Source organism: Pedococcus dokdonensis, assembly GCF_900104525.1.
GTDB lineage: Bacteria > Actinomycetota > Actinomycetes > Actinomycetales > Dermatophilaceae > Pedococcus > Pedococcus dokdonensis.
The window spans coordinates 1,212,762-1,233,990 of the sequence record NZ_LT629711.1 but is presented as its reverse complement, the minus strand read 5'-3'; the positions used below and the strand labels follow the sequence as shown (position 1 = coordinate 1,233,990).

Here is a 21,229-nt window from a genome sequence, read left to right as displayed (position 1 = left end):
AAGAGTTAACACGGGAATGTCGTTGAACCCTTCACGAGGGCTCTGGAATGGGCCTAGAGTCCTGACTCGGTCGCCTTTCGAGGCGCTGCGGCAGCCGGGGGACGCCGTTGCAGTGGTGAGCAGACCCAGAGCGACGATGGAGGAACCCCGGTGAGCCGTCCCGTGATCAGCGTCAGGCGCGTCTCGGAGGACGACGAGCGGGCCTTCACCGAACTCTGGATGACCTCCCGGGTCGAGGCCGGCGTCAGCCCGGAGGTGGCCGCCCGCGCCGCCTCCGAGGGCCGGATCGCGACGGCGCTGCACCGCGACGACGTGCGCGCCTACGTCGCCTCCGCCGACGGTCAGCCGGTCGGCTTCGCGGTGGCGGCGACCAGCCCGTTCTCCTCGCTCACCGACGCCCCGTGCGTGACCATCGACCAGCTCTACGTGGTGCCCGACTCGCGCAAGCACGGAGTGGCCCGCCAGCTGATGAGTGCCGTCACCCTGTATGCCGACTCGCGCGGCTGCGAGCAGATCGGCTGCAACGTGCCGGCCCAGCACCGAGACGCCAACCGGTTCTTCGCCCGGCTCGGCTTCTCGTCCCAGATCGTGCGTCGGGTGACCAGCGTCGCCGCGCTGCGTCGCCGGCTCGGCCAGGACGAGCCGCGCCACCACTCGATCGAGGCTTTGCTGCACCGCCGTCGCTCGCTGCGAGCCCGCGCGACCGCGACCGCGGCGTCCGACAGCCGCCTCGCCGGCTGAGCGTCAGGCGCCGGGGGCGGCGTCGCGCAGCAAGCAGGTGATCCGGCAGGTGCAGGTCCGCCGGTCCTGGTCGTCGGTGATGACGATCTCGTAGGACGCGAGGGTGTTCCCGAGCGACAGCGCCGTCGCAGTGCCGGTCACGAAACCCGACCGCGCAGCTCGGTGGTGCGTCGCGTTGATGTCGAGGCCGACGGCGATCCGGTCGGGGCCGGCGTGCAGGGCGGAGCCGATCGAACCCAGCGTCTCGGCCAGCACGACCGACGCGCCTCCGTGCAGGAGGCCGTAGGGCTGGGTGTTGCCCTCGACGGGCATCCGGGCCACCAGCCGCTCGGGGGTCGCCTCGAGCACCTCGATCTGCATCCGGTGCAGCAGCGAGGTCGGGTTCATCGCCATCATCGCCTCGAGGGCGGCGGCGAACTCGGGCGTCTGGTCGGCGGTGGGTCCGGTGCTGTCGGGACCGGCGGTCGCGGGGCTGTCACTCATACGCAATAGGCTGCCATGCGTGAGTCGCCTCCTGCTCCTCGACGGTCATTCCCTCGCCTACCGCGCCTTCTTCGCGCTGCCTGCCGAGAACTTCTCGACCAGCACCGGGCAGCACACCAACGCGGTCTACGGCTTCACCTCCATGTTGATCAACGTGCTGCGCGACGAGCAGCCGACCCACGTGGCCGTCGCCTTCGACGTCTCCCGGCAGACCTTCCGCAGCGAGCAGTACGCCGACTACAAGGCGACCCGGTCCGCGACGCCGAGCGAGTTCTCCGGGCAGATCCCGCTGGTGCGCGAGGTGCTCGACGCGCTCAAGATCCGGTGGGTCGAGGTCGACGGCTACGAGGCCGACGACGTGATCGCCACCCTCACCACGCTGGCCGGCGCCGAGGACATGGAGGTCGTCATCTGCAGTGGCGACCGCGACGCGTTCCAGCTGGTCACCGACTCCGTCACCCTGCTCTACCCCGTCCGCGGCGTCTCCGAGGTCTGGCGGATGACCCCCGAGGCGGTCGAGGCCAAGTACCTCGTGCCCCCGAACCGCTACAGCGACCTCGCGGCCCTGGTCGGCGAGTCCAGCGACAACCTGCCCGGGGTGCCCGGAGTGGGGCCGAAGACCGCGGCCAAGTGGATCACCCAGTACGGCGACCTGACCGGCGTCGTGGCCCACGTCGACGAGATCAAGGGCAAGGCGGGGGAGTCGCTGCGCGAGCACCTCGACGGCGTGCTGCGCAACCGCCGGCTCAACCAGCTGGTGCGCGACCTCGACCTGCCCGTCGCGATCGCCGACCTCGAGCGCCAGAACTGGGACCGCGAGCAGGTCCACACCGTCTTCGACAGCCTCGAGTTCCGGGTGCTGCGCGACCGTCTCTTCGAGTACCTCGAGGCGCCGCAGGAGGAGGCCGACCACGGCTTCGACCTCGACGGCACCGTCCTCGCCCCCGACGAGGTGGCCGGCTGGCTGGAGGAGTATGCCGCGGCCGGCACCACCGTGGGCGTGCACGTCGTGGGCACGTGGGGCCGCGGCACCGGTGACCCGACCGCGCTGGCCCTGGCCACCGACGGCGACGCGGGCGCCTACGTCGACCTGACCGCCCTCGACCCGGCCGGCGAGAGCGCCGTGGCGGCCTGGCTGGCCGACCCCGATCGGCCGAAGGTGCTGCACGACGCCAAGGGGCCGTTGCTGGCGCTGGCCGCGCGGGGGTGGCACGTGCACGGCATCGCCACCGACACGGCGCTGGCCGCCTACCTCGTCCGACCCGACCAGCGTTCCTACGACCTCGCCGACCTGGTGCTGCGTCACCTGGGTCGCGAGCTGCGCGCCGAGGCCGACACCTCCGGGCAGGGGCTGCTCGACTTCGGCGACGAGGGCGACGCCGGTGCCCAGGACGCGATGGTGCGGGCGCGGGCCGTGCTCGACCTGGCCGGCTCGCTGGCCGAGCAGCTCGAGGCCACCGGCGGCACCTCGCTCCAGCAGGACGTCGAGCTGCCGCTCGAGCAGGTGCTGGCCGGCATGGAGCGCACGGGCATCGCCGCCGACGTCGCCGTGATGACCGAGCTCGAGGCCGACTTCGCCGCCAAGGTCCGCGAGGCCCAGCAGGACGCCTACGACGCGATCGGCGGCGACCAGATCAACCTCGGGTCGCCCAAGCAGCTCCAGGTCGTGCTCTTCGAGACGCTCGGACTGCCCAAGACCCGCCGCACCAAGACCGGCTACACCACCGACGCCGACGCGCTCAACGACCTGTTCACCAAGACCGAGCACCCGTTCCTCGAGGCGCTGCTGCGGCACCGCGACTCCTCACGGCTGCGGGTCACCGTCGAGGGGCTGCTCAAGTCGGTGGCCGACGACGGCCGGATCCACACCACCTACCAGCAGACCATCGCTGCGACGGGCCGGCTGTCGTCGACCGACCCGAACCTCCAGAACATCCCCATCCGCACCGACGAGGGCCGCCGGATCCGCGAGGTCTTCATCGTCGGCGACGGCTACGAGTCGCTGATGTCGGCCGACTACAGCCAGATCGAGATGCGGATCATGGCGCACCTGTCGGGTGACGAGGGCCTGATCGAGGCATTCCGGTCCGGCGAGGACCTGCACCGGTTCGTCGGGTCGCGGGTCTTCTCCGTCGAGCCGGAGGACGTCACGTCGGCGATGCGGTCGAAGGTCAAGGCGATGTCCTACGGCCTCGCCTACGGCCTGTCGGCGTTCGGGCTGTCGAAGCAGCTGACCATCTCCACGGGCGAGGCCCAGGGCCTGATGGACGAGTACTTCGCCCGGTTCGGCGGGGTGAAGGACTACCTCGACTCGGTCGTGGCCGAGGCGCGCGGCACCGGCTACACCGAGACGATGCTCGGTCGGCGCCGCTACCTGCCCGACCTCACCTCCGACAACCGCCAACGTCGCGAGATGGCCGAGCGGATGGCGCTCAACGCACCGATCCAGGGCTCGGCCGCCGACATCATCAAGCTGGCGATGCTTCGGGTCGAGCAGGCGTTGGCGGACTCCAGTGCTCGCTCGCGGCAGCTGCTCCAGGTGCACGACGAGCTGGTGCTGGAGATCGCGCCCGGTGAAGCGGCGGACGTCGAGGCGCTGGTGCGCAAGGAGATGGGTGGTGCCATCGCCATGGATGTCCCGCTCGACGTCAGCGTGGGGGTCGGTCGGTCCTGGTTCGACGCCGCGCACTGACCGCTTGGGCGGCCTCCTGTCACTCGGGTCAGCCGGTCGCCGCGGTCCCGGCGTCGCGCAGCAGCCGCTCGCACAGGGCGGGAGCGCGCCCCCAGCTGTTGCTGACCCGCACGTGGTCGGTGCTGCCACCGTCGTGGCCGGTCATGAAGGTGAGGCGGGTGAGGTCGTTGTACCAGTCCTTGTTCCACTCCCCGACCGGCACGTAGAGGTCGTAGTCGGGGTTCCCGTCGACGCGGACACGGGTCTGGAAGATGTCGGGCACGGCCTGCGCGACGACGTGGATGCGCTTGCCCCGGGCCACCTCGAACCACGGCGAGTAGAAGTTGCCGTCCTTGTCCTCGACGACCAACCGGGCCTGGGGTGCGTCCTTGTCGAACTCCAGGGACACGTACCGCGTCTCGACCCCGTTCTGCTCGAACAGGCGAAGCGTCCCCGGGTGGTAGTCGACGAAGATCGGCGTGACGTCGACGAGCATGTCGCGCTGCTCCACCAGGTTCCACGGTTCGTACTGGTCACCGGTGTTGACGTAGAGCGACTCGCAGTCACCGGTGACGTGCAGGTCGTCCGCCGTGCCGCGGGCTGGGAGCTCGTCGGAGCGAGACACCAGCCGTGAGACGGCAGACCCGGGGCCGCCGCTGAGCCGTTCCTGCAGTGCGAGGTAGGAGGTCAGCTCTGCGCCGCGGTGGGTCTGGGCGGCGATGAGGCTGCCGGTCGCGACCTGTGCGGCGACGCTGAACGCGCAGAGTCCGGCCATCGCCACGACGAGGACCGGTCGCAGGACCCGCGCTCCGGGCAGGCGCCAGCGGGTGACGGACCAGAGTCCGATCGTGCCGAGGACGATGAGGGCAGGGACGAAGTCGCTCGTGTAGCGGTTGGCCAGGTAGCCGTAGCCCATCACCCCGCCGCCGACGAGGACGGAGCCGAGGGCCGGCCAGCGCAGGGCTGCCACCGCTCCGGTGGCTCGCAGTCGGACCAGCGTCGGGACCGCGGCCAGGGCCAGCAAGACCAGCAGCGGCATGAAGGCCGGCACGCTCCCGGTGCGGTAGGTCTGGTCGAGGAAGGCGCCGCCATAGGCACGGGCCGGCTCGGCCGGCAGCGTGATCCACGGGAAGTAGTCGACGAACCGGATGCCGTCGGGTCGGAAGTAGTTCACCAGTGACGTCTCGAAGAACTGGGGGCCGGTGATGGTGCCGCCGTTGACCTCCAGGGCCTCACGACGGTGCGCGTTGACCTGGGTCCAGACCTGCGACTCGAGCGGGAAGAGGTAGGGGTGTCCGAACTTGACCCAGTTGTAGGCGATCGAGGCGCCCAACGGCACCAGGCCCGCGGCCATGACGGCCGCTGGTCGCGCCAGCCAGCGCCGCCCGTCGGCTCGATCGTGCCTGCGTCGCTCGCGCCACAGAATCCAGGCGCCGAGCCCGATCGCGGCTCCGCTCATGGCCCACCCACCAGGAGTGCGCGTCAACGCGGTGGCCAGGGTGAAGCCTCCGAGCCAGAGGATGGCCTGGCGAGTCGGGTCGAGCGCGACCCGGAGCAGCCAGTACGCGCACCCCATCGCCAGGGCCGTCGCCCAGAGGTAGACCTCGTGGTAGACCCACGGGAGGGCGGCGTCGAAGGTGAGGACCGTCCCGCCGGTGGCCATCGCGAGCAGGACCGCCGCGGCCACGGCCTGCGTGCGGGTGACGTCTTCGTCGGGTCGCAGGCAGGAGCGGACCCGCCAGACCAGCTTGGTCGTCATGACGGCCAGGACGACCCAGGACAGGGCCATCGACGGCAGGGTGAGCCGGCCGTCGAGCTCGTGGGTCAGCAGCTGCACCGGGATCCGCAGCAGCGCGGGGAAGGGCGGGAAGTACATGTAGGTCTGGCCGTCGATGACGAAGCCCTCGATGCCGAGCGACCCGGCCGGGACGGTCAGGCGCCGGTCGAGGAACGCCGTGGCCTGCAGGTCGAAGAAGTTCGAGGCGAACTGCTGGGTGACCGCGGTCCGCAACACGTCGGCACGGAAGTTCAACAGCACCAGGAAGTAGGGGACGCCACCGAGGACGAGGCCCGCGGTGGAGGCGGCCGCGACCCGGCGCGACCGAGGCGCGGAGCTCAAACGCGCTCCAGCTTGTAGAGGAACTGATAGCCGAACAGGGTGGGCCAGACCCGCACCGCGGCTCGGTCGACGGCAGACGCGAACCGCGCCACGCGGCCCACCACCGGGTTGCCCCCGCGCTCGAGCACGTCGAGTGGCGACCCCACGGTGCGGCGTTCGACGATCCGCAGGCCGGCCCCGGAGATCAGGCGCTCGAAGCTGCGCCGGGTGAAGAACCTGACGTGCCCACGGTCGAGGGGACCGCGCTGGTCGTAGTCGAAGTTGCCCGAGGCGGTCCGCAGTCGCGGGTACCAGTGCCCGAAGTTGGGCACGCTCACGAGGATCTCGCCGCCGTCGCCGAGGCGGGACACCATGTCGGCCATCAACGAGTCGGGGTCGATCACGTGCTCCAGGACATCGCCCGCGACGATGACGTCGTAGCCGGTGCCGGCCTCCGGTGGCAGGCCCCGGTTGAGGTCGGCCTCGACGAACTCGTCGATGCGCTGGCCGATGCCCTCGTGCTTGACCAGGTCGACACCGACCACGCGGTGCCCCATCGCCCGCACCAGGCCGGCGAAGTGGCCGTCGGAGCAGCCGACGTCGAGGACCGAGGCGGAGGGGACTCCGGTGAGCCAGGTGAGGAGCTGCCCGTGCGAGGAGTGCGGGCTGTGCTTCACCTCGTACGCCGCGGTGTCCACGCCACCGGTCGAGCCGCCGCCGAAGCCCATCTGGTGCGCGCGGTGACGCAGCACGTCGATGGCGACGTCACGGGCATACGCCATGCCGTTGACGTAGCAGATCTCGTCGCCGTAGTAGGTGGGGATCGGGACCTCGATGATCCGCTTCCGGGCGCCGAGCATGCCGAGGATGATCTCGGTGTCGAAGTCGAAGTCGTTGGAGTAGTCGGCGAAGGGCACGTCGCGCAGCGCGTCGGTGCGGTAGGCGCGGTAGCCGCTGTGCCACTCGGTGAGGGAGGCGCCGGTCATGGCGTTCTGGAACCGCGTGAGGATGCGGTTGCCCACGTACTTGTAGAGCGGCATACCGCCCTTGAGCGCCGAACCGCGCTTCATCATCCGCGAGCCCATGACGACGTCGGCCTCGCCGGTGACGAGCGGCGTGACGATCTGCTCCATCACCTCGGGGGCGTACTGGCCGTCGCCGTGCAGGAGCACGACGATGTCGAGGCCCTCCTCGATCGCCCAGCGGTAGCCGAACTTCTGGTTGCCGCCGTAGCGCAGGTTCTCGACGTGCTTGATGACGGTGAGGGGGAGGGTGGAGCCCGACTTGTACTCGAGGCCGATCTCGTAGGTCTCGTCGACGCTCGCGTCGTCGCACACCAGCACGTGGTCGAGCTGGTCGCGGAACCCGGAGGGGATGCGGTCGAGCGTCTGGCGGAGCGTCGTCGCCGCGTTGTACGCGACCACGAGGACACCGATCCGCACCGCGCCCAGCTCCGTGGAGCCTGCGTCTGCTGACGTCACTGTCATCCCTCTCTTGCTGCCCCGCGCGGTCCCGACTCGCCTCGCACTGTGATGGGCTCGGGGAATCTTACCCGTTGGTAACGAGGCGGCAGGTCGTTCTGGCATACTCCGCGCCATGACCGCCACCCTCGTCGACCTGGGCACCCTGCAGGCCCGGCTGCCCGAGCTGGCGGAGCAGTACCGCTCCGCCCAGCCGTTCCCCCACGTCGTCCTCGACGACGTGCTCTTCGGGGACGCGTTCACGCGGGCGGCGCAGGAGTTCCCGGCCATGCGGGACCCCTTCTGGAAGGGCTACCTGCACGTCAACGAGACCAAGTACGGCAACACCCAGCCCGACACCTGGGGTCCCACCCTGACCGCCGTGGCCAAGGAGTTCGTGTCGCCCGAGTTCGTCAGCTTCCTGGAGCAGCTGACCGGCATCGAGGACCTGCTGCCCGACTGGAGCATGGACGGGGGCGGCCTGCACCAGACCCTGCGGGGCGGCCACCTCAACATCCACGCCGACTTCACCACCCACCACGTGAAGGAGAACTGGAGCCGCCGCGTCAACATCCTGCTCTACCTCAACGAGGAGTGGCGCGACGAGTGGGGCGGCAAGCTCGAGCTCTGGGACAAGGACATGACCGCCGCGCAGGCCCGCGTGCAGCCGGCCGGCAACCGGATGCTCGTCTTCACCACGAGTGACGACAGCTTCCACGGCCACCCCGACGCGCTCACCTGTCCCGAGGACGTGGCCCGCCGCTCGATGGCCCTCTACTACTTCACCGAGGAGGAGCACGCGGTCCGCAAGGCGACCAACTACCGCGCGCGCCCCGACGAGGCCGGCATCAAGCGGGCTGCCATCGCGGTGGACCGCGGTGCGGTCGACCTCTACGACCGGGCCAAGCGCAAGCTTGGCCTCTCGGACGAGCAGGTCAGTGGGGTCCTGGAGAAGGTCAACAAGCTCCGCCGCAAGAAGTAGCCGCCGGACCTCAGGCCTCGGTCCGCACTGCCGGTCTGGGACCGCCGATCCGGCCGATCCGGCCGGTCCACCGCCGCAGCGGCTCGTCCACGAAGCTGTGCAGCACCGTGACGAGGGCGACCAGGACGGCCACCGTGATGATGGTGCGCGACAAGTTGCTCCACGACGTCGTGTGCCGTGACACGAACCAGTAGACCGGCAGGTGCCACACGTAGAGAGTCAGGGAGACGGCGCCGAGGGTGCGCAGCGGCGCGGCCCCCAGGAGCCGAGCTGCCGGGCTGGTGCGCGACTCCGGCATCGAGGCAGCCAGCACGAACAGCGCGGTGGCGATGGCGACCGCGATGCCCTGGCCCTTGAAGTAGGCGTCGATGCCGAGCCTCGTGCCGCTGAACACCACGGCGACGATCACCAGCGTGGCGGCTCCGAGGACGGCCGGGGCCTCGCGACGCCAGCGCTGGGCTCGATCCCAGAGCAGGGCTGCCAGGATGCCCCAGAGTGCCGCGTCGGCCCGGGTGGTGGTGCGCAGGGAGGCGCTGTACCAGCCCTCGACGTCGTACACGCGCCAACGCCACCAGGTCACCGCCACGATCAGCACCACGACCCCGACCACGAGGGCCCGGCGCCGTGACCCCCACAGGGCGATCGCGACGGCCAGCGCGATGAAGACCTGCAGCTCCACGCTGAGGTACCACAGGTGGCCCAGGTCTCCACGGGCCTCGAGCGCGTGCTCCCGCACGTACCAGTTCCAGGTGTAGGTGGCGACGGCGACGGTCGACTTGGAGGTGGCAGCCTCGGTCGCGGTGTCCTTGGCGTCGACCTGGGCTGCGACCAGCACCGCCACCAGGAGCAGGTAGACCTGCGCGCTGATCCGCAGGAACCTGCGCAGCAACGGATAGCCCACTCCTGATGCGCCGCGGTCGTCGAACGCGTCCAGCAGGCTCCTGGTCACCAGGAAGCCGCTCAGGACGAGGAAGATCGAGACGGCGATGGAGCCGCCCTTGAACCAGCCGTCGAGGGGGGCGATCTCCCCGAGCCGGTCGAACGGGTAGACCACCCAGATGTGCGACAGCACGACCAGCAGGATGGCGAGACCGCGCAGCCCCTCCAGGGCGGGGATCTTCGGCGAGCTGGGGCGATGCTGCGGTGACACGGGCGTCACCGTATCCCACCGTCCGCACCCTTGACGCCCGCTTCGACCTGCGCCGCGGGAGCCCGGAATGCACTGGAGCGCCGCAGCCAGTTCCGGGTCGGGTCCTCGATGAACCGCTGGGCCGCGACCGTCACCACGGCGAGGAGCGCGAACGACAGCACGCTGCGCGCCTCCCACTCCCACGTCGTGGTGTGGCGTGCGACGGTCTCGAAGATGATGAGGTGCCAGACGTAGATGGCCAGCGACGCTCGTCCCAGGTACTGCAGCGCAGGCACCGAGTAGAGCCGCGAAGCCCACGATCCCTCGGTGCAGTAGTAGAGGGCGACGACCAGCGCGACGCTGACCAGGGTGAAGGCCACGCCCCACGCGCGGAGGTACTGCAACGGGTCGATCTCCCCTGACAGGACCAGCAGACCGAGCAGGGCGATGCTGGCGAGCAAGGCTGTCAGGTCGGCCCGTCTGCTCCATCGGGAGGCGTACCCGAGCCCCAGCGCGGCGACCACACCGAGGATCAGTCCGTCCGAGCGCGTCGTGGTGGCCAGCGACGCCCGGTACCAGCCGTCGGTGGCGACGACCTCGAGCCGGTGGGCCACCACCGCCGCGGCTGCGGCCACCAGGAGCAGAGCCAGCACCCTGCGTCGGCGGGCGAAGACGATCAGGAGCAGCGGCAGCACGAGGTAGCACTGCTGTTGCACGCTGAGGTACCAGAGGTGACCGAGGTCGCTGCGAGCCTCGAACACGTGGTTGATGGCGTACTGGTTCCAGGTGTAGGTCAGGACGTTGATGATCGACCGGGTCGTCGTGGAGTCGCTGAACGGATCGGTCGGGTCGACGCGGTGGATCACCAGGATCGCGAGGCACGCGGGCAGGAGCTGCACCCCGATGCGCACGATGCGGCGCAGGTAGAACCGCAAGGGGTCCAGGATCCCGCGAGCCTGCTCACGCAGGAGGGTCAGGGTGACGATGAACCCGCCGATGACGAAGAACACCACGACCGAGCCACCCTGGAAGATGCCTCGGACGATCGGGACCTTGTCGATCTGGTCGCGGGGCCACAGGATCCAGGCGTGGTTGATGACCACGAGGATGATCGTGATCCCGCGCAGGCCGTCGAGCGCGGCGACGCGTGAGGTCGCGCGGGGCCGCCTGCCGTCCATGGCACGCACGGTATCTGCCGGGGCAGAGATGTCCCGAATCGCCACGGCGACCAGCGGCGCCCGCTGGTAGGTTCTGCGCGACCGGAGGACAGGGGAGCGGATGACGACGGGCCAGGCTCCCGACGGACCGGACGAGCGTCCTGACCTCGGTTCGCCGCGGCCGGTCGAACCGGTGGGGGTCGTGCTCGCCCTCGTGGCGGCCGTCGTGGTACTGGGCCCGGCCCTGCGTCCGGGTGTCGTCCTGGCCTACGACCTGGCGTGGTCGCCGGACGCCCGGCTGACGCCGTTCGCCACCGGCGTCGACACCCCGGCTCCCCGCGCCGTTCCGAGCGACGCGGTGGCCTGGCTGCTGGGCTTGCTGGTGACCCCCGCCGTGGCCCAGAAGCTCGTCCTGGCGGGTGTCCTCGTGCTGGCCGGCCTCGGCGCGGCCGCTCTGGTGCGGATGGTGCGGCCTGGTGCCGGACGGCTCGCCGCCTGCGCGGCAGTGCTGGCCGCGGAGTGGAACCCGTTCGTCGCCGAGCGCCTCGTCATCGGCCAGTGGACCGTGCTGATCGGGTATGCCGTGCTGCCCTGGGCCGTGCGCGCCGCCATCCGCGTGCGGCGTGGGCAGGGTTCGGTCACCGCCCTCTGCGGGTGGGCGGTGCTCGCGGCGGCCGGCGGGGCCAACTCGCTCGTCCTGGTCGGCCCGCCCGTGGTGGTCCTGCTGCTGCTGCCACGCCCGGTGTGGCGGGCCGTGGTGGCCTGGCTCGGGGTCGTCGCAGGAGGAGCGGCGGCCTGGGCGGTGCCGGCGCTCGTGAGCTCGGCGCCTTCCGACCCGGCCGGGTTCGGGGTCTTCGCCGCCCGCTCGGACGGCCCGCTCGGCCTGGCCGTGTCGCTGGCGGGCGGTGGTGGCTTCTGGAACCCGGCGGCATACCCGTCGGAGCGGGGGGTGGGCGCGCTGGCGGCGGCCGCGGCCCTGCTCACGACGGCCGGGGTCGTCGCAACGGCGCGCAGCGCCGTGGGCCGGGCGACCGCCGCGCTCGCGTTCGCCGGGCTCCTGCTGGTCCTGGCGAGTGGGACTCCGGTGCTGGCCGACGGCTGGCAGCGGCTGGCCCACCTGCCGGGCGGTCCGTTGCTGCGCGACAGCCAGAAGCTCGTCGCGCTCTGGGTCGTCGTCGGTGCCGTGGGGGTGGGCCTGCTGGTCGATGCGCTGGCTCGTCGGGGTGGTGCGCTCTGGGCACCCGCGATGGCGCTGGCCGTGGTCGCGCCCCTGCTCCTGCCGAACCTGGCGTGGGGCGCACGGGGACGGCTGGAGGCCGTGACGGTCCCGGCGGACCTGCGGCGGGCGGCGACGGAGCTGTCACAGGCCCCGTCCGGAGAAGTCGGGCTGCTGCCGTGGCGGCAGTACCGCAGGTACGGCTGGAACGACTCCCGGGTGAGCCTGAGCCTGGTCCCGCGGATGGTCGACCAGAGGGTGCTCTACGACGACTCGCTACCGCTGAGCAGCGGGAGGATCGCGGGCGAGAGCCGCCGCGCCGCCGCGGTCACTGCGGCGATCGACTCGGGCACCTCCCCGTGGGACGCGGTGGTGGCCCGGGGGGTGCGCTACGTGATCATCGAGAAGGACACCGGGCTGGACGCGCCGGTGCCGCCCCCCGGTGCGGCTCGCACCATCGCCGACTCCTCGCACGTCCTCCTCGTCGAGGTCGTCCAGCCCTCCGACGCACCGTCCGCACCACCGGCCGGGGACGCTGACCCCGACGCCGACCCCGACCCGGACCCCGTCGCTGACCCCGATGCCGGCGTGGGCACGGTCGTGGGCTGGGGTGTGACCTGCGCGACACTCGCTGCGTGGCTGGTCCTGGCGGTCCGGCGCGGCTTGCGCCGAAATGGCAGCCGCAACCGAACTCGCTGGTAGGGTTCCGCCCATGACTTCTGCTGTGAGCGGCCTCGCCGCCCTCATCACCGGTGCCGTCCTGGCCCTCCTGGCCATCTTCGGCGGCACCGCGGCGCTGACCCCGTCCGCCACCGCGAACAACTCGCCGGTGGTCAACTACGACGGCAACTGACCGCACCGCACCATCGAAGCGGACTGCTGACCTCGGTCAGTGGTCCGCTTCTCTGTGCCCACCCACGCGGTTGTCACCGGGCCGGGGCTGATCCTCACGACGCTCTGCTGCCGCGTGCAGCAGTGACTCCCACCGGGTGACCGTCTCCGACCACCGGAACCGGGTCACCCACTCGACCACCCGCTCGCTCAGGGCGGTGCGCCCGGCATCGTCGTCGAGCAGCGCCCCGAGGGCGGCGGTGAACTCGGCCTGCCCGCCGTGCACCAGCACGCCGGTCTCGCCGTCGCGCACCGAGTCGTTCAGACCGCCGACGTCGGCGAAGGCCAGCGTGGGCGTGCCGTGCACGCCGGCTTCCACCACCACGAGCCCCCACCCCTCCTTGAGGCTGGGCAGCGCGAGCACCCACGCCTCGGCGAGGAGGCGGTGCTTCTCCGCCTCGGACACGTGACCGGTGAAGGTCGTGCGGTCGCGGATGCCGAGCTCGTCGGCGACCCGGTGCAGCTCGGTGTCCCAGTAGCCGGACCCGACGACCCACAGCTCGAGGTCCGGGTGGTCGACGGCCAGGTCCCGCACCGCCTGCATGGCGATCTCGACCCGCTTCTGTGGCACCAGCCGGCCCAGCACGATGACCACCGGGTGGTCGGCTCGGCTCACGTGCTCGTCGGCCACGGCGTCGGTGCCGTTGTGGATCACCGTGATCCGGTCGACGTCCACCCCGATGCCGCCCAGCTCGTCGCGGGTCGACTCCGACACCGCCACGTACCGGCTGCGACCGTAGACGCGCGGCGCGATGCGGGACTCGAGGAACCAGCCGGCCCGAGCGACGGCCGGACCGAAGACCACCCCCCACTGCTCGCGGTGCACGTGGTGGACGAGGTTGACGACCGGGTTGCCGCCGCGCACCAACGGACTCAGGAAGGGCACACCGTTCTGCACGTCCACGACCACGTCGGCCCGGTGGCGCCCCAGACCGAGCGCCGCGAGCGAGCGCAGGTACACGCCATACCGTCCACCACGGCGGACGTAGCGCACACCGTCGACCGTCTCGCGGTGCAGCGCCCCGGGGTAGGCGGCGGTCCGGATGGTGACCCGGTGACCTCGGGCGGCCAGACCGGTGGCGACCTCGCTGAGGTACTTCTCGGAGCCGCCGGCTTCCGGGTGGTTCATGTCCCGCCAGTTGAGCAGCACGACGGACAACGGGTTGCGCACGGCGGAAATCCTTGCTGGTGTGGGCATGCCGGGGCGTTCGGGTGCGCCCGGCTGGCTAGCATGCTCGGGTGAATCAGCGACCGACGCGACGGTATCGCACCGCTGGTCGGTCGCTCCGCCTGTTCCGGTCGTTCCTGGTGGAGCAGACCGACCCTGACCGGTTCTACGGCGACCTGGCCGACGACACGGTCGCGCTGCTGTCCGGGCACACCGACCTGGCCGGCTCGTCGGTGCTGGACGTCGGGGCGGGGCCACGCCAGTTCGCTGCCGCCTTCGCCGGCGCGGGGGCGCTCTACGTCGGCCTCGACGTCGCCGTCGGTGACCTCGTCGATGCCGCGGCTCCCGACGTCGTGGGCGTGGGGGAGCGGCTGCCGTTCGCCGACGCCAGCCTCGACGTCGTCATGTCGAGCAACGTGATGGAGCACGTGCCGTACCCCGGCGTCGTGGCCCGCGAGATGGTGCGCGTGGTCCGGCCCGGGGGACTGGTCTTCATCTCCTACACGGCGTGGGCCTCACCGTGGGGAGGGCACGAGACGTCGCCGTGGCACTTCCTGGGCGGGGAGTATGCCGCGCGGCGCTACGAGCGCGTGCAGGGACGCCCCCCGAAGAACCGGTTCGGGACGTCGATGTTCGCGGCCCGGGTGGGCGACGGCATGCGGTGGGCCAGGGCCCAGCCCGACCTGGTCGTCGAGGAGCTGTCGCCGCGCTACCACCCCGACTGGGCCCGGGCCGTCGTCGAGGTGCCGGGGCTGCGGGAGGTCGCCACCTGGAACCTCATGATGGTGCTCCGGCGACGGTGACCAGTCCTGCGCCGGCCGCCGGTCGCCGACCCGGCGGCACCGCCACGCCGCCCGTCCGCCCCGTCCCCCTCCTCGTCGACCGGGTGCGGACCTTCACCTGCCTCCTCGTCCTGTGGGCCGTGGCCTTCGCGCAGCAGCCGGGCAAGGTGGTGGCCGACACCAAGATCGACCTCGCGCTCGACCCCTGGGGGCTGATGTCGCGCGCCCTGCACCTCTGGGACCCCACCACCGCGTTCGGCGTCCTGCAGAACCAGGGCTACGGCTACCTCTTCCCGATGGGGCCGTTCGCCGCGCTCGGCCAGCTCCTCGCGCCGCCGTGGGTGGTGCAGCGGCTCTGGTGGGCCGTCCTGCTGACCGCCGGGTTCCTCGCCGCCCGGGCCCTGCTCAGCGCCTGGCAGGTGGCCGACCCGGTGACCCGACAGGTCACTGCCGTGGCGTTCGCCCTGTCCCCGCGGGTGGTGAGCACGCTGGGCCCGATCTCCTCCGAGGCGGCCCCCGCGCTGCTGGCCCCCGCCATCCTGCTGCCCGTCGTGCTGGCGGACCAGGGTCGTCTGGGTGCGCGCCGTGCGGCGGCCCTGTCTGCCCTGGCCGTGCTGTGCTGTGGCGGCGTCAACGCCACCGCGACCGCCTTCGCCGTCGTCCCGACCGGCCTGTGGCTGGTCACCCGCTCGCGCTGGTGGAGGGCTTCCCTCACCTGGTGGTGGGCTGCCTCGGTGGCGGCCGCGTCGGCCTGGTGGGCGGTTCCCCTGGTGGTGCTGGGCCGCTACTCGCCGCCCTTCCTGGACTGGATCGAGTCGTCCGACACGGTGACCCGCACGATCAGCCTGCTCGACGACCTCCGGGGCACCTCACACTGGCTGGGACACCTGGTCACCCAGGCCGGGCCCTGGTGGAACGCCGGGTTCGACCTGGTCGCGGCGCCCTCCCTCGTGATCGGCACGACGGTCGCGGCGGCGGTGGGCCTGGCCGGCCTGACCTTGCGGGGACTGCCGCACCGGGGCTACCTCGTGATGCTGGCGGTGCTGGGTGTGCTCGTGCTCGCGGTGCCGCACCACGGCCCCCAGGACAGCCCGCTGCGGCCGGTCGCCCAGCACCTTCTCGACGGCCCGCTCGCGCCGCTGCGCAACGTCCACAAGGCAGACCCCTTGCTCCGGGTCCCGCTGATGGTCGCGTTCGCCCACGGGGTGGGGCTCCTCGCCCGACGGGGTCTGCGCCTGCCCGTCGTGCCGCGTCGCGCGACCCGGCCGGTCGCGGTGGTCGCCGCCCTGGTCGCCTGCGCGGCTGCGCTGAGCCCGGTGCTGCCGGGGATCGCGGGGCAGCTCGCCTCCCGCGGCTCGTTCACCGCCGTGCCGAAGGAGTGGGAGCAGGCGGGGCGCTGGCTCGACCGGCAGCCCGGTGGCGGGACCGCCCTCGTCGTCCCCGCCTCGAACTTCGACGAGTACACCTGGGGGCGTCCGCTCGACCTCGTCCTGCGGACCCAGACCTCCGCCAGCAGCGCGGTCCGTGACGCGGTGCCGCTCACCCCGGCCAACACGGTGCGCCTGCTCGACGCCGTCGAGACCCGGCTGCAGACCGGGCGTGCCCTCGGCGGCGTCGTCGACGTGCTGCGTTCCGCTGGGGTGCGTCACGTGGTGCTTCGCAACGACCTCGACACGCGCTCGACGGGTGGGGTGCCGGTCTCGGTGGCCCGTTCGTCGATCGCCCGCACCACCGGGCTGACGCGGGTGGCTGCCTTCGGCGACACCTTCGTCGACGGCTCCGGCAACCGGATCAGGCCCGTCGAGGTCTACGCGATCCCCGGAACCGCAACGGCTCCCGCGGAGCTGACCCCCCTCACCGACGTCGTGTCGGCCTCGGGGGCCAGCGAGAGCCTGCCCGATCTGCGGGAGGCAGGTGTCGAGGGTCCGGTGGTCTTCGACGGCGACGTCGCGGCCGACCCCGTCGCGCGTCGGATCGCAGCCGACGCCGCCTCGGCGGGGCGCCGGGTCGTCACCGACTCGATGCGGGCCCGCGACCGGGCCTTCGGAGCCGTGCGCGGGCGCGACGTGAGCCAGACCCTGGCGGCGGGCGACCAGGACGGCCTGCACGACTACCTCCCGTGGGAGGACCCCCGGTTGCGGACCACCATCGCCTGGACCGGACTGCGCGACCTGCGGGCCTCCGGCTCGCTGGCCACCGACGCCGGGCCGGGTGGCCTCGACCCCGCGGACCGTCCGTTCTCGGCCCTCGACGGGCTCGCCACGACCGCCTGGGTCGTCTCCGCCGACGGGCGGCCGTCCCTCACGATGACCTTCGACCGACCACGGTCGGTCGCCGGCCTGGAGGTCTCGAGCCTCGCCGACAGGTCCCGCTTCGGTGACTTCCTCGGCATACCGACGCGGTTGAGGGTGACCACCGACGCCGGGGGGACCGACCTCGACCTCGCACCCACCGGGCGCCCGCAGCCGGTGACCGGCCTGCCGTCGGCGGACACCACCCGGCTCACACTGCAGGTGCTGGAGACCGACCGTGGAGCGGACGCGCTCGTGACCGGCCTGAGCGAGGTGCGCGTGCCCGGCCTGGTGGTGCGGGAGACCGCGATCGTGCCGAGCGCGACCGCCGCGGCGGCCGACGACTTCGTGCTGTCCGAGCAGTACCGCGGCTCGGACGGCTGCACCGAGGTCCGCGACCAGTTCGTGTGCCGGGGTGAGCCGCGGGCACCCGAGGACGCCGCCGGTCTGGACCGCACCATCCCCGTCAGTGCGGGGATCGCCTACGCCGTGAGCGGCACGCTGGGTGCCGTGCCCGGTCCGGGTCTCGACGCACTGCTCGACCTCGGCGCCCCGGGCACGGTCACGGCCAGCAGCCGGCTGTCGCGGGCCCCGCAGGCCCGCCCGGGTGCCGTGCTCGACGGTGACCCGGCGACTGCGTGGGCCCCCGACCCGGCGGACGCCACCCCCACTCTCGGGGTCGAGCTGACCCGCCCGGCCAGGATCGCGCACCTCCAGCTGCAGACCCGCGGCGAGTGGCTGACCGGACGAGACGTGACGGCGCAGGTCACCGTGGACGGTCGGGTGCAGCTGGCCGAGGTGGCCCAGGACGGCAGCTTCGACATCCGTCCCACGACCGGTCGCTCCCTGCGGGTGCGGCTGCTGCTCGCGGCCACCCGGCAGGATGCCGAGCGCGACGCCCGACCGGCTGCCGGCATGGAGGTCACCGCCCTGGCCGTCGAAGGCGTCGAGCCGGCAGCGGCTCCCGACCGCGTCACGGCTGGCTGCGGCAGCGGTCCGCGCCTGCTGGTCGAGGGCGTGGCGGTGCCCACACGGGTGACCGGCCCGCGCTCGGCCGCGTATGGCGTGGGCGCGCTGAGCTACGAGGCCTGCGATCCGGTGCGGATGAGTCCGCCCGAGGGGCGGGTCGCGGTCGAGCCGTGGGGTGGGTTCGTGCCCGAGCGGCTCGTGCTGGCTCGCACGGACCGACCTGCTGCGAGCGCGGTCCCCGCCCGGTCGGTGGAGGTCACCGCCACGGCGACCGGCGACCTCACGGCGCAGGTCGGGTCGGGAGCCGCCGCGCTCCTCACGATCCCCCAGAACGCCAACCCCGGGTGGCGGGCGTCCCTCGACGGACGCGATCTCGACCCGGTGACCGTCGACGGCTGGCGGCAGGGTTTCGTCGTGCCCGCCGGCGACGGTGGCCGCGTCACGCTCGCCTTCGGCCCGGACCGCCCCTATCGCTGGGGGTTGCTGGCCGGACTCCTCCTCGTGCTGGTCGTCGTGGGGAGCGCCCTCGTGCCGTCGCGCCGCACCGCCAACGCCACGTCGGCGGCACGGGTGGGGCTCGCTGACGGCGCCGGACGCGAGGCTCGGCCCGGCCCGGCAGGCAGGGTGCCGGTCGGGGCGGTCACGGCGATCACGGGTCTGCTCGTCGGCTGGCTGCTCGCCGGCTGGTGGGGACTGCTCGTCGCAGTGCCCTGCGTGGCGGTCGGCTCGGGTCGGCGGTGGCCACTCCGCCCGGGACACCGACTGGTCGTGCCCGTCCTGGTGACCGCGCTCGTCACGACCGCGGGCCTCGTGCAGGCGTGGTGGGTGCCCGGCCGGCTCGGCGGTCCGGCCACCGAGGCCGCCCTGCGACTGCTCTGCGTGGCGGCCCTGACCGTCGTGGTCAGCGCGTCGGGCCGGTCCGGGCGTGCACCCGGTCCATCAACGGACGCTCGACCAGGCGCTCGCTGAGGGCCGCGAGGCCAAGCGTCACCGGCACGCCGACGGCGAGCAGTGCGACGGCCCCGCCGGTGAAGTAGTCGATGCCGGTGAGCGCATAGACCGCCTCGAAGACGGGCAGGTGCCAGAGGAAGACGCCGTACGAGATCCGACCCAGGTAGCGCGCCGGGGCGCAGGAGAGGGCGCGGCTGTAGACGTCCCGGCCGGGCCCGAACAGCAGCGGCACCATCAACCCGGCCGTCACGACCGAACCCAGGATCCCCTTGCCCGCGAGCTGGACGCCGGCCACCGGCCCCAGCGTGAGAGGTCCGGCGACCGTCGTCGTGGCGAGGAGGTAGGCGCCACCGGCCCCGGCGAGGCAGGTGCCCGGGTAGGCGGCGAGGTCGCGCAGCACCCGGTGGGACCGGAGCGTCGGGGCGTCGCGCACGACCGCCAGGGCCATGCCCAGGGCGAACTCCGGCCAGTGCGCCGGCAGCCAGCGTCCGGCCAGCGTGTCACCGCCGATCTCCACCACCCCCGACGCGACCGCGGCGACCAGTCCGAGCAGCCACGTGGCCCCCAGCAGCTGCAGCGCGACCGTGGCGTCGGAGGTCCGGCGGCGGAGCACGAGGAAGACGAACGGCAGGACGAGGTAGAACGACACCTCGGTCGCCAGGCTCCAGGTCTGCGTGTAGCCGTCGAGCAGGGCGTCGGGGACGTAGATCTGGGTCAAGGTCGCGTTGGTGACCCAGACCCGTGCGTCGGGCCGCACCGCGAGGCCGACCACCAGGAGGCCGACCCAGAAGGCGGGCAGGACCCGGACGGCACGGCGCAGGTAGTAGGCCGGCACGTCCACGTGCCCGGTCCTGTCCCACTCGCGGCCCATCGCGGCATACAGGAGGAAGCCCGAGAGGGCGAAGAAGATGGAGACGCCCAGGTCACCGCGGCCGAGGAGTCGACCGATCACCCCGAAGGACACCGCGCCGGTGAGGAATCCGACGTGGGTGAGCACCACGAGGCCCGCAGCAACGGCCCGCAGGCCGTCGAGTCCCGCCATCCGGGGGAGCTGCGAGGACACGCTCGGCGGGTTGTCCGAAGGTGCACTCACCCGAGCCCTACTCGCTGGTAGAGTCCCGCCAGTCGGGTCGGCTTCGGCCATGCCCGAAGGATAGTCATCAGTCAGCTGGCCGCCGGGGTCCAGCCGCGCCAGCACCTGCTGCGCGGTCGCCGTCGGACCGCATTGCGAAAGGTTCTCTGGATGCGCAAGGTCGCTGGTCTCATCGGGTTGGGGCTCGGAGCCTTTCTCCTCGTCTCGGCGTTGATGCTCAAGGTCTACGCCTACCCGTCGTTGGCCAAGGTGCCGCTCGACCAGTACTCCAAGTCGGTGTCGCAGGGTCAGAACATGGAGGCGTTCTACGTCGCCGACCTCGAGACCAAGTCCGGTCTGACGCTGACCTCGACCCGGTTCGTCAAGGCCGACCAGGCCGCCCAGACGAAGCAGGGTGACAACGTGGCGGTCTGGGACAGCTTCGTGCGCTCCACCGACCAGAACGGCACCGTGCTCTCCGCCGGCCTCCAGCGCGTCGCCATGGACCGCACCACCGGTGAGGCCGTCCAGTGCTGCGACACCTACAACGCCGCGTCCGAGGACCCGGCCGACCGGACCGCCACCGCCTACAAGGGCCTGATCTTCAAGATGCCGTTCAACGCGCAGAAGAAGTCCTACCAGTGGTGGGACAACACGCTGCTGAAGCCGGTCGACGCCAAGTTCGTCCGCACCGAGAACCTGTTCGGCACCGACGTCTACGTCTACCGCATGGTCATCCCGGCCACCGCCTACACCCAGCAGGAGGTGCCGGCCTCGCTCGCGGGTGACCCCGCGGCCACCGGCAACGTCACCGTGGACCGCGTCTACGAGAACACCCGCACCCTCTGGGTCGAGCCCAACACCGGCATCGTCATCAAGGGTGAGGAGCTGCTCAACACCCGCTTCCAGAAGGACGGCGAGGACATCGTCACCCTCCAGAAGGGCACCATCGGCTACGACGACGCCACCGTGAAGGCCAACGCCGAGGACGCGGGCGACAAGGGTTCGAAGCTCCACCTGGTGCGTTCCACCCTGCCGCTGACCTTCGTCATCGTGGGTGTGCTGCTGCTGCTCGGTGGGTTCCTCGCGCTGCGTGGTGGCGACGCCCCCCGCGGTCGTCGTGAGGCGACTGCCTGACCGGCACCTCGTCTGACCCGGCACCTCGCCT

15 protein-coding genes are annotated in these 21,229 nt (G+C 71.9%); 8 read left to right on the top strand and 7 right to left on the bottom strand.

All coding sequences use genetic code 11. The features are described from left to right. Window positions 1-150 precede the first annotated feature (150 nt). Window positions 151-741 (top strand): GNAT family N-acetyltransferase, encoded by a 591-nt coding sequence (locus BLQ34_RS05970; RefSeq protein WP_231961467.1) that lies wholly within the window; start codon window positions 151-153, stop codon window positions 739-741. Window positions 742-744: 3 nt separating this feature from the next. On the opposite strand, the gene BLQ34_RS05965 is transcribed toward BLQ34_RS05970, so the two are convergent. Continuing rightward, window positions 745-1,137: a PaaI family thioesterase gene (locus tag BLQ34_RS05965; protein WP_091789381.1), complete on the bottom strand. Its 393-nt coding sequence runs from the start codon at window positions 1,135-1,137 to the stop codon at window positions 745-747. A gap of 106 nt (window positions 1,138-1,243) precedes the next feature. Between BLQ34_RS05965 and polA the strand changes: the two genes are divergently transcribed. Further along, window positions 1,244-3,916, top strand: coding sequence for a DNA polymerase I (polA, locus tag BLQ34_RS05960; RefSeq protein ID WP_091782837.1), 2,673 nt, complete (start codon window positions 1,244-1,246; stop codon window positions 3,914-3,916). A gap of 28 nt (window positions 3,917-3,944) precedes the next feature. On the opposite strand, the gene BLQ34_RS05955 is transcribed toward polA, so the two are convergent. Together BLQ34_RS05955 and BLQ34_RS05950 are read right to left on the bottom strand one after the other, a co-directional pair. Beyond that, the gene (locus BLQ34_RS05955; RefSeq protein ID WP_091782835.1) at window positions 3,945-6,014 is read right to left on the bottom strand and encodes a hypothetical protein; all 2,070 of its coding nucleotides are present in this window, start codon (window positions 6,012-6,014) and stop codon (window positions 3,945-3,947) included. Next, complete coding sequence (locus BLQ34_RS05950) at window positions 6,011-7,474, bottom strand: bifunctional glycosyltransferase/class I SAM-dependent methyltransferase (RefSeq protein WP_231961466.1); 1,464 nt, start codon at window positions 7,472-7,474, stop codon at window positions 6,011-6,013. The genes BLQ34_RS05955 and BLQ34_RS05950 overlap by 4 nt, the downstream gene beginning before the upstream one ends. A gap of 115 nt (window positions 7,475-7,589) precedes the next feature. Between BLQ34_RS05950 and BLQ34_RS05945 the strand changes: the two genes are divergently transcribed. Continuing rightward, window positions 7,590-8,435: a 2OG-Fe(II) oxygenase gene (locus tag BLQ34_RS05945; RefSeq protein WP_091782833.1), complete on the top strand. Its 846-nt coding sequence runs from the start codon at window positions 7,590-7,592 to the stop codon at window positions 8,433-8,435. A gap of 10 nt (window positions 8,436-8,445) precedes the next feature. On the opposite strand, the gene BLQ34_RS05940 is transcribed toward BLQ34_RS05945, so the two are convergent. Further along, window positions 8,446-9,585, bottom strand: coding sequence for an acyltransferase family protein (locus BLQ34_RS05940; RefSeq protein WP_157692915.1), 1,140 nt, complete (start codon window positions 9,583-9,585; stop codon window positions 8,446-8,448). A gap of 5 nt (window positions 9,586-9,590) precedes the next feature. Beyond that, the gene (locus BLQ34_RS05935; protein ID WP_091782810.1) at window positions 9,591-10,742 is read right to left on the bottom strand and encodes an acyltransferase family protein; all 1,152 of its coding nucleotides are present in this window, start codon (window positions 10,740-10,742) and stop codon (window positions 9,591-9,593) included. A gap of 100 nt (window positions 10,743-10,842) precedes the next feature. Here BLQ34_RS05935 and BLQ34_RS05930 point away from each other — a divergent pair, with 100 nt between their 5' ends. Both BLQ34_RS05930 and BLQ34_RS18705 read left to right on the top strand, forming a co-directional pair. After that, complete coding sequence (locus BLQ34_RS05930) at window positions 10,843-12,639, top strand: hypothetical protein (RefSeq protein WP_091782808.1); 1,797 nt, start codon at window positions 10,843-10,845, stop codon at window positions 12,637-12,639. A gap of 10 nt (window positions 12,640-12,649) precedes the next feature. Then, window positions 12,650-12,790: a hypothetical protein gene (locus tag BLQ34_RS18705; RefSeq protein ID WP_157692914.1), complete on the top strand. Its 141-nt coding sequence runs from the start codon at window positions 12,650-12,652 to the stop codon at window positions 12,788-12,790. Between the two features lie 36 nt (window positions 12,791-12,826). Here the strand turns inward: BLQ34_RS18705 and BLQ34_RS05925 are convergent, their stop codons facing one another. After that, the gene (locus tag BLQ34_RS05925) at window positions 12,827-13,999 is read right to left on the bottom strand and encodes a glycosyltransferase family 4 protein (RefSeq protein ID WP_197674776.1); all 1,173 of its coding nucleotides are present in this window, start codon (window positions 13,997-13,999) and stop codon (window positions 12,827-12,829) included. Between the two features lie 68 nt (window positions 14,000-14,067). Here BLQ34_RS05925 and BLQ34_RS05920 point away from each other — a divergent pair, with 68 nt between their 5' ends. After that, entirely contained in the window at window positions 14,068-14,799 is a 732-nt protein-coding gene (locus tag BLQ34_RS05920) for a class I SAM-dependent methyltransferase (protein ID WP_197674775.1), read from the top strand. After that, the gene (locus tag BLQ34_RS05915; protein ID WP_172829358.1) at window positions 14,796-19,007 is read left to right on the top strand and encodes an alpha-(1->3)-arabinofuranosyltransferase domain-containing protein; all 4,212 of its coding nucleotides are present in this window, start codon (window positions 14,796-14,798) and stop codon (window positions 19,005-19,007) included. Before BLQ34_RS05920 ends, BLQ34_RS05915 begins: the two co-directional genes overlap by 4 nt. Here the strand turns inward: BLQ34_RS05915 and BLQ34_RS05910 are convergent. Beyond that, window positions 18,940-20,082 (bottom strand): acyltransferase family protein, encoded by a 1,143-nt coding sequence (locus tag BLQ34_RS05910; protein ID WP_157692913.1) that lies wholly within the window; start codon window positions 20,080-20,082, stop codon window positions 18,940-18,942. The genes BLQ34_RS05915 and BLQ34_RS05910 overlap by 68 nt on opposite strands. Window positions 20,083-20,232: 150 nt before the next feature. On the opposite strand from BLQ34_RS05910, the gene BLQ34_RS05905 reads away from it, so the two are divergent. Continuing rightward, a complete protein-coding gene (locus tag BLQ34_RS05905; protein WP_091782797.1) occupies window positions 20,233-21,198 on the top strand; it encodes a DUF3068 domain-containing protein in 966 nt (321 codons plus the stop codon). The last annotated feature ends 31 nt before the right edge of the window (window positions 21,199-21,229 follow it).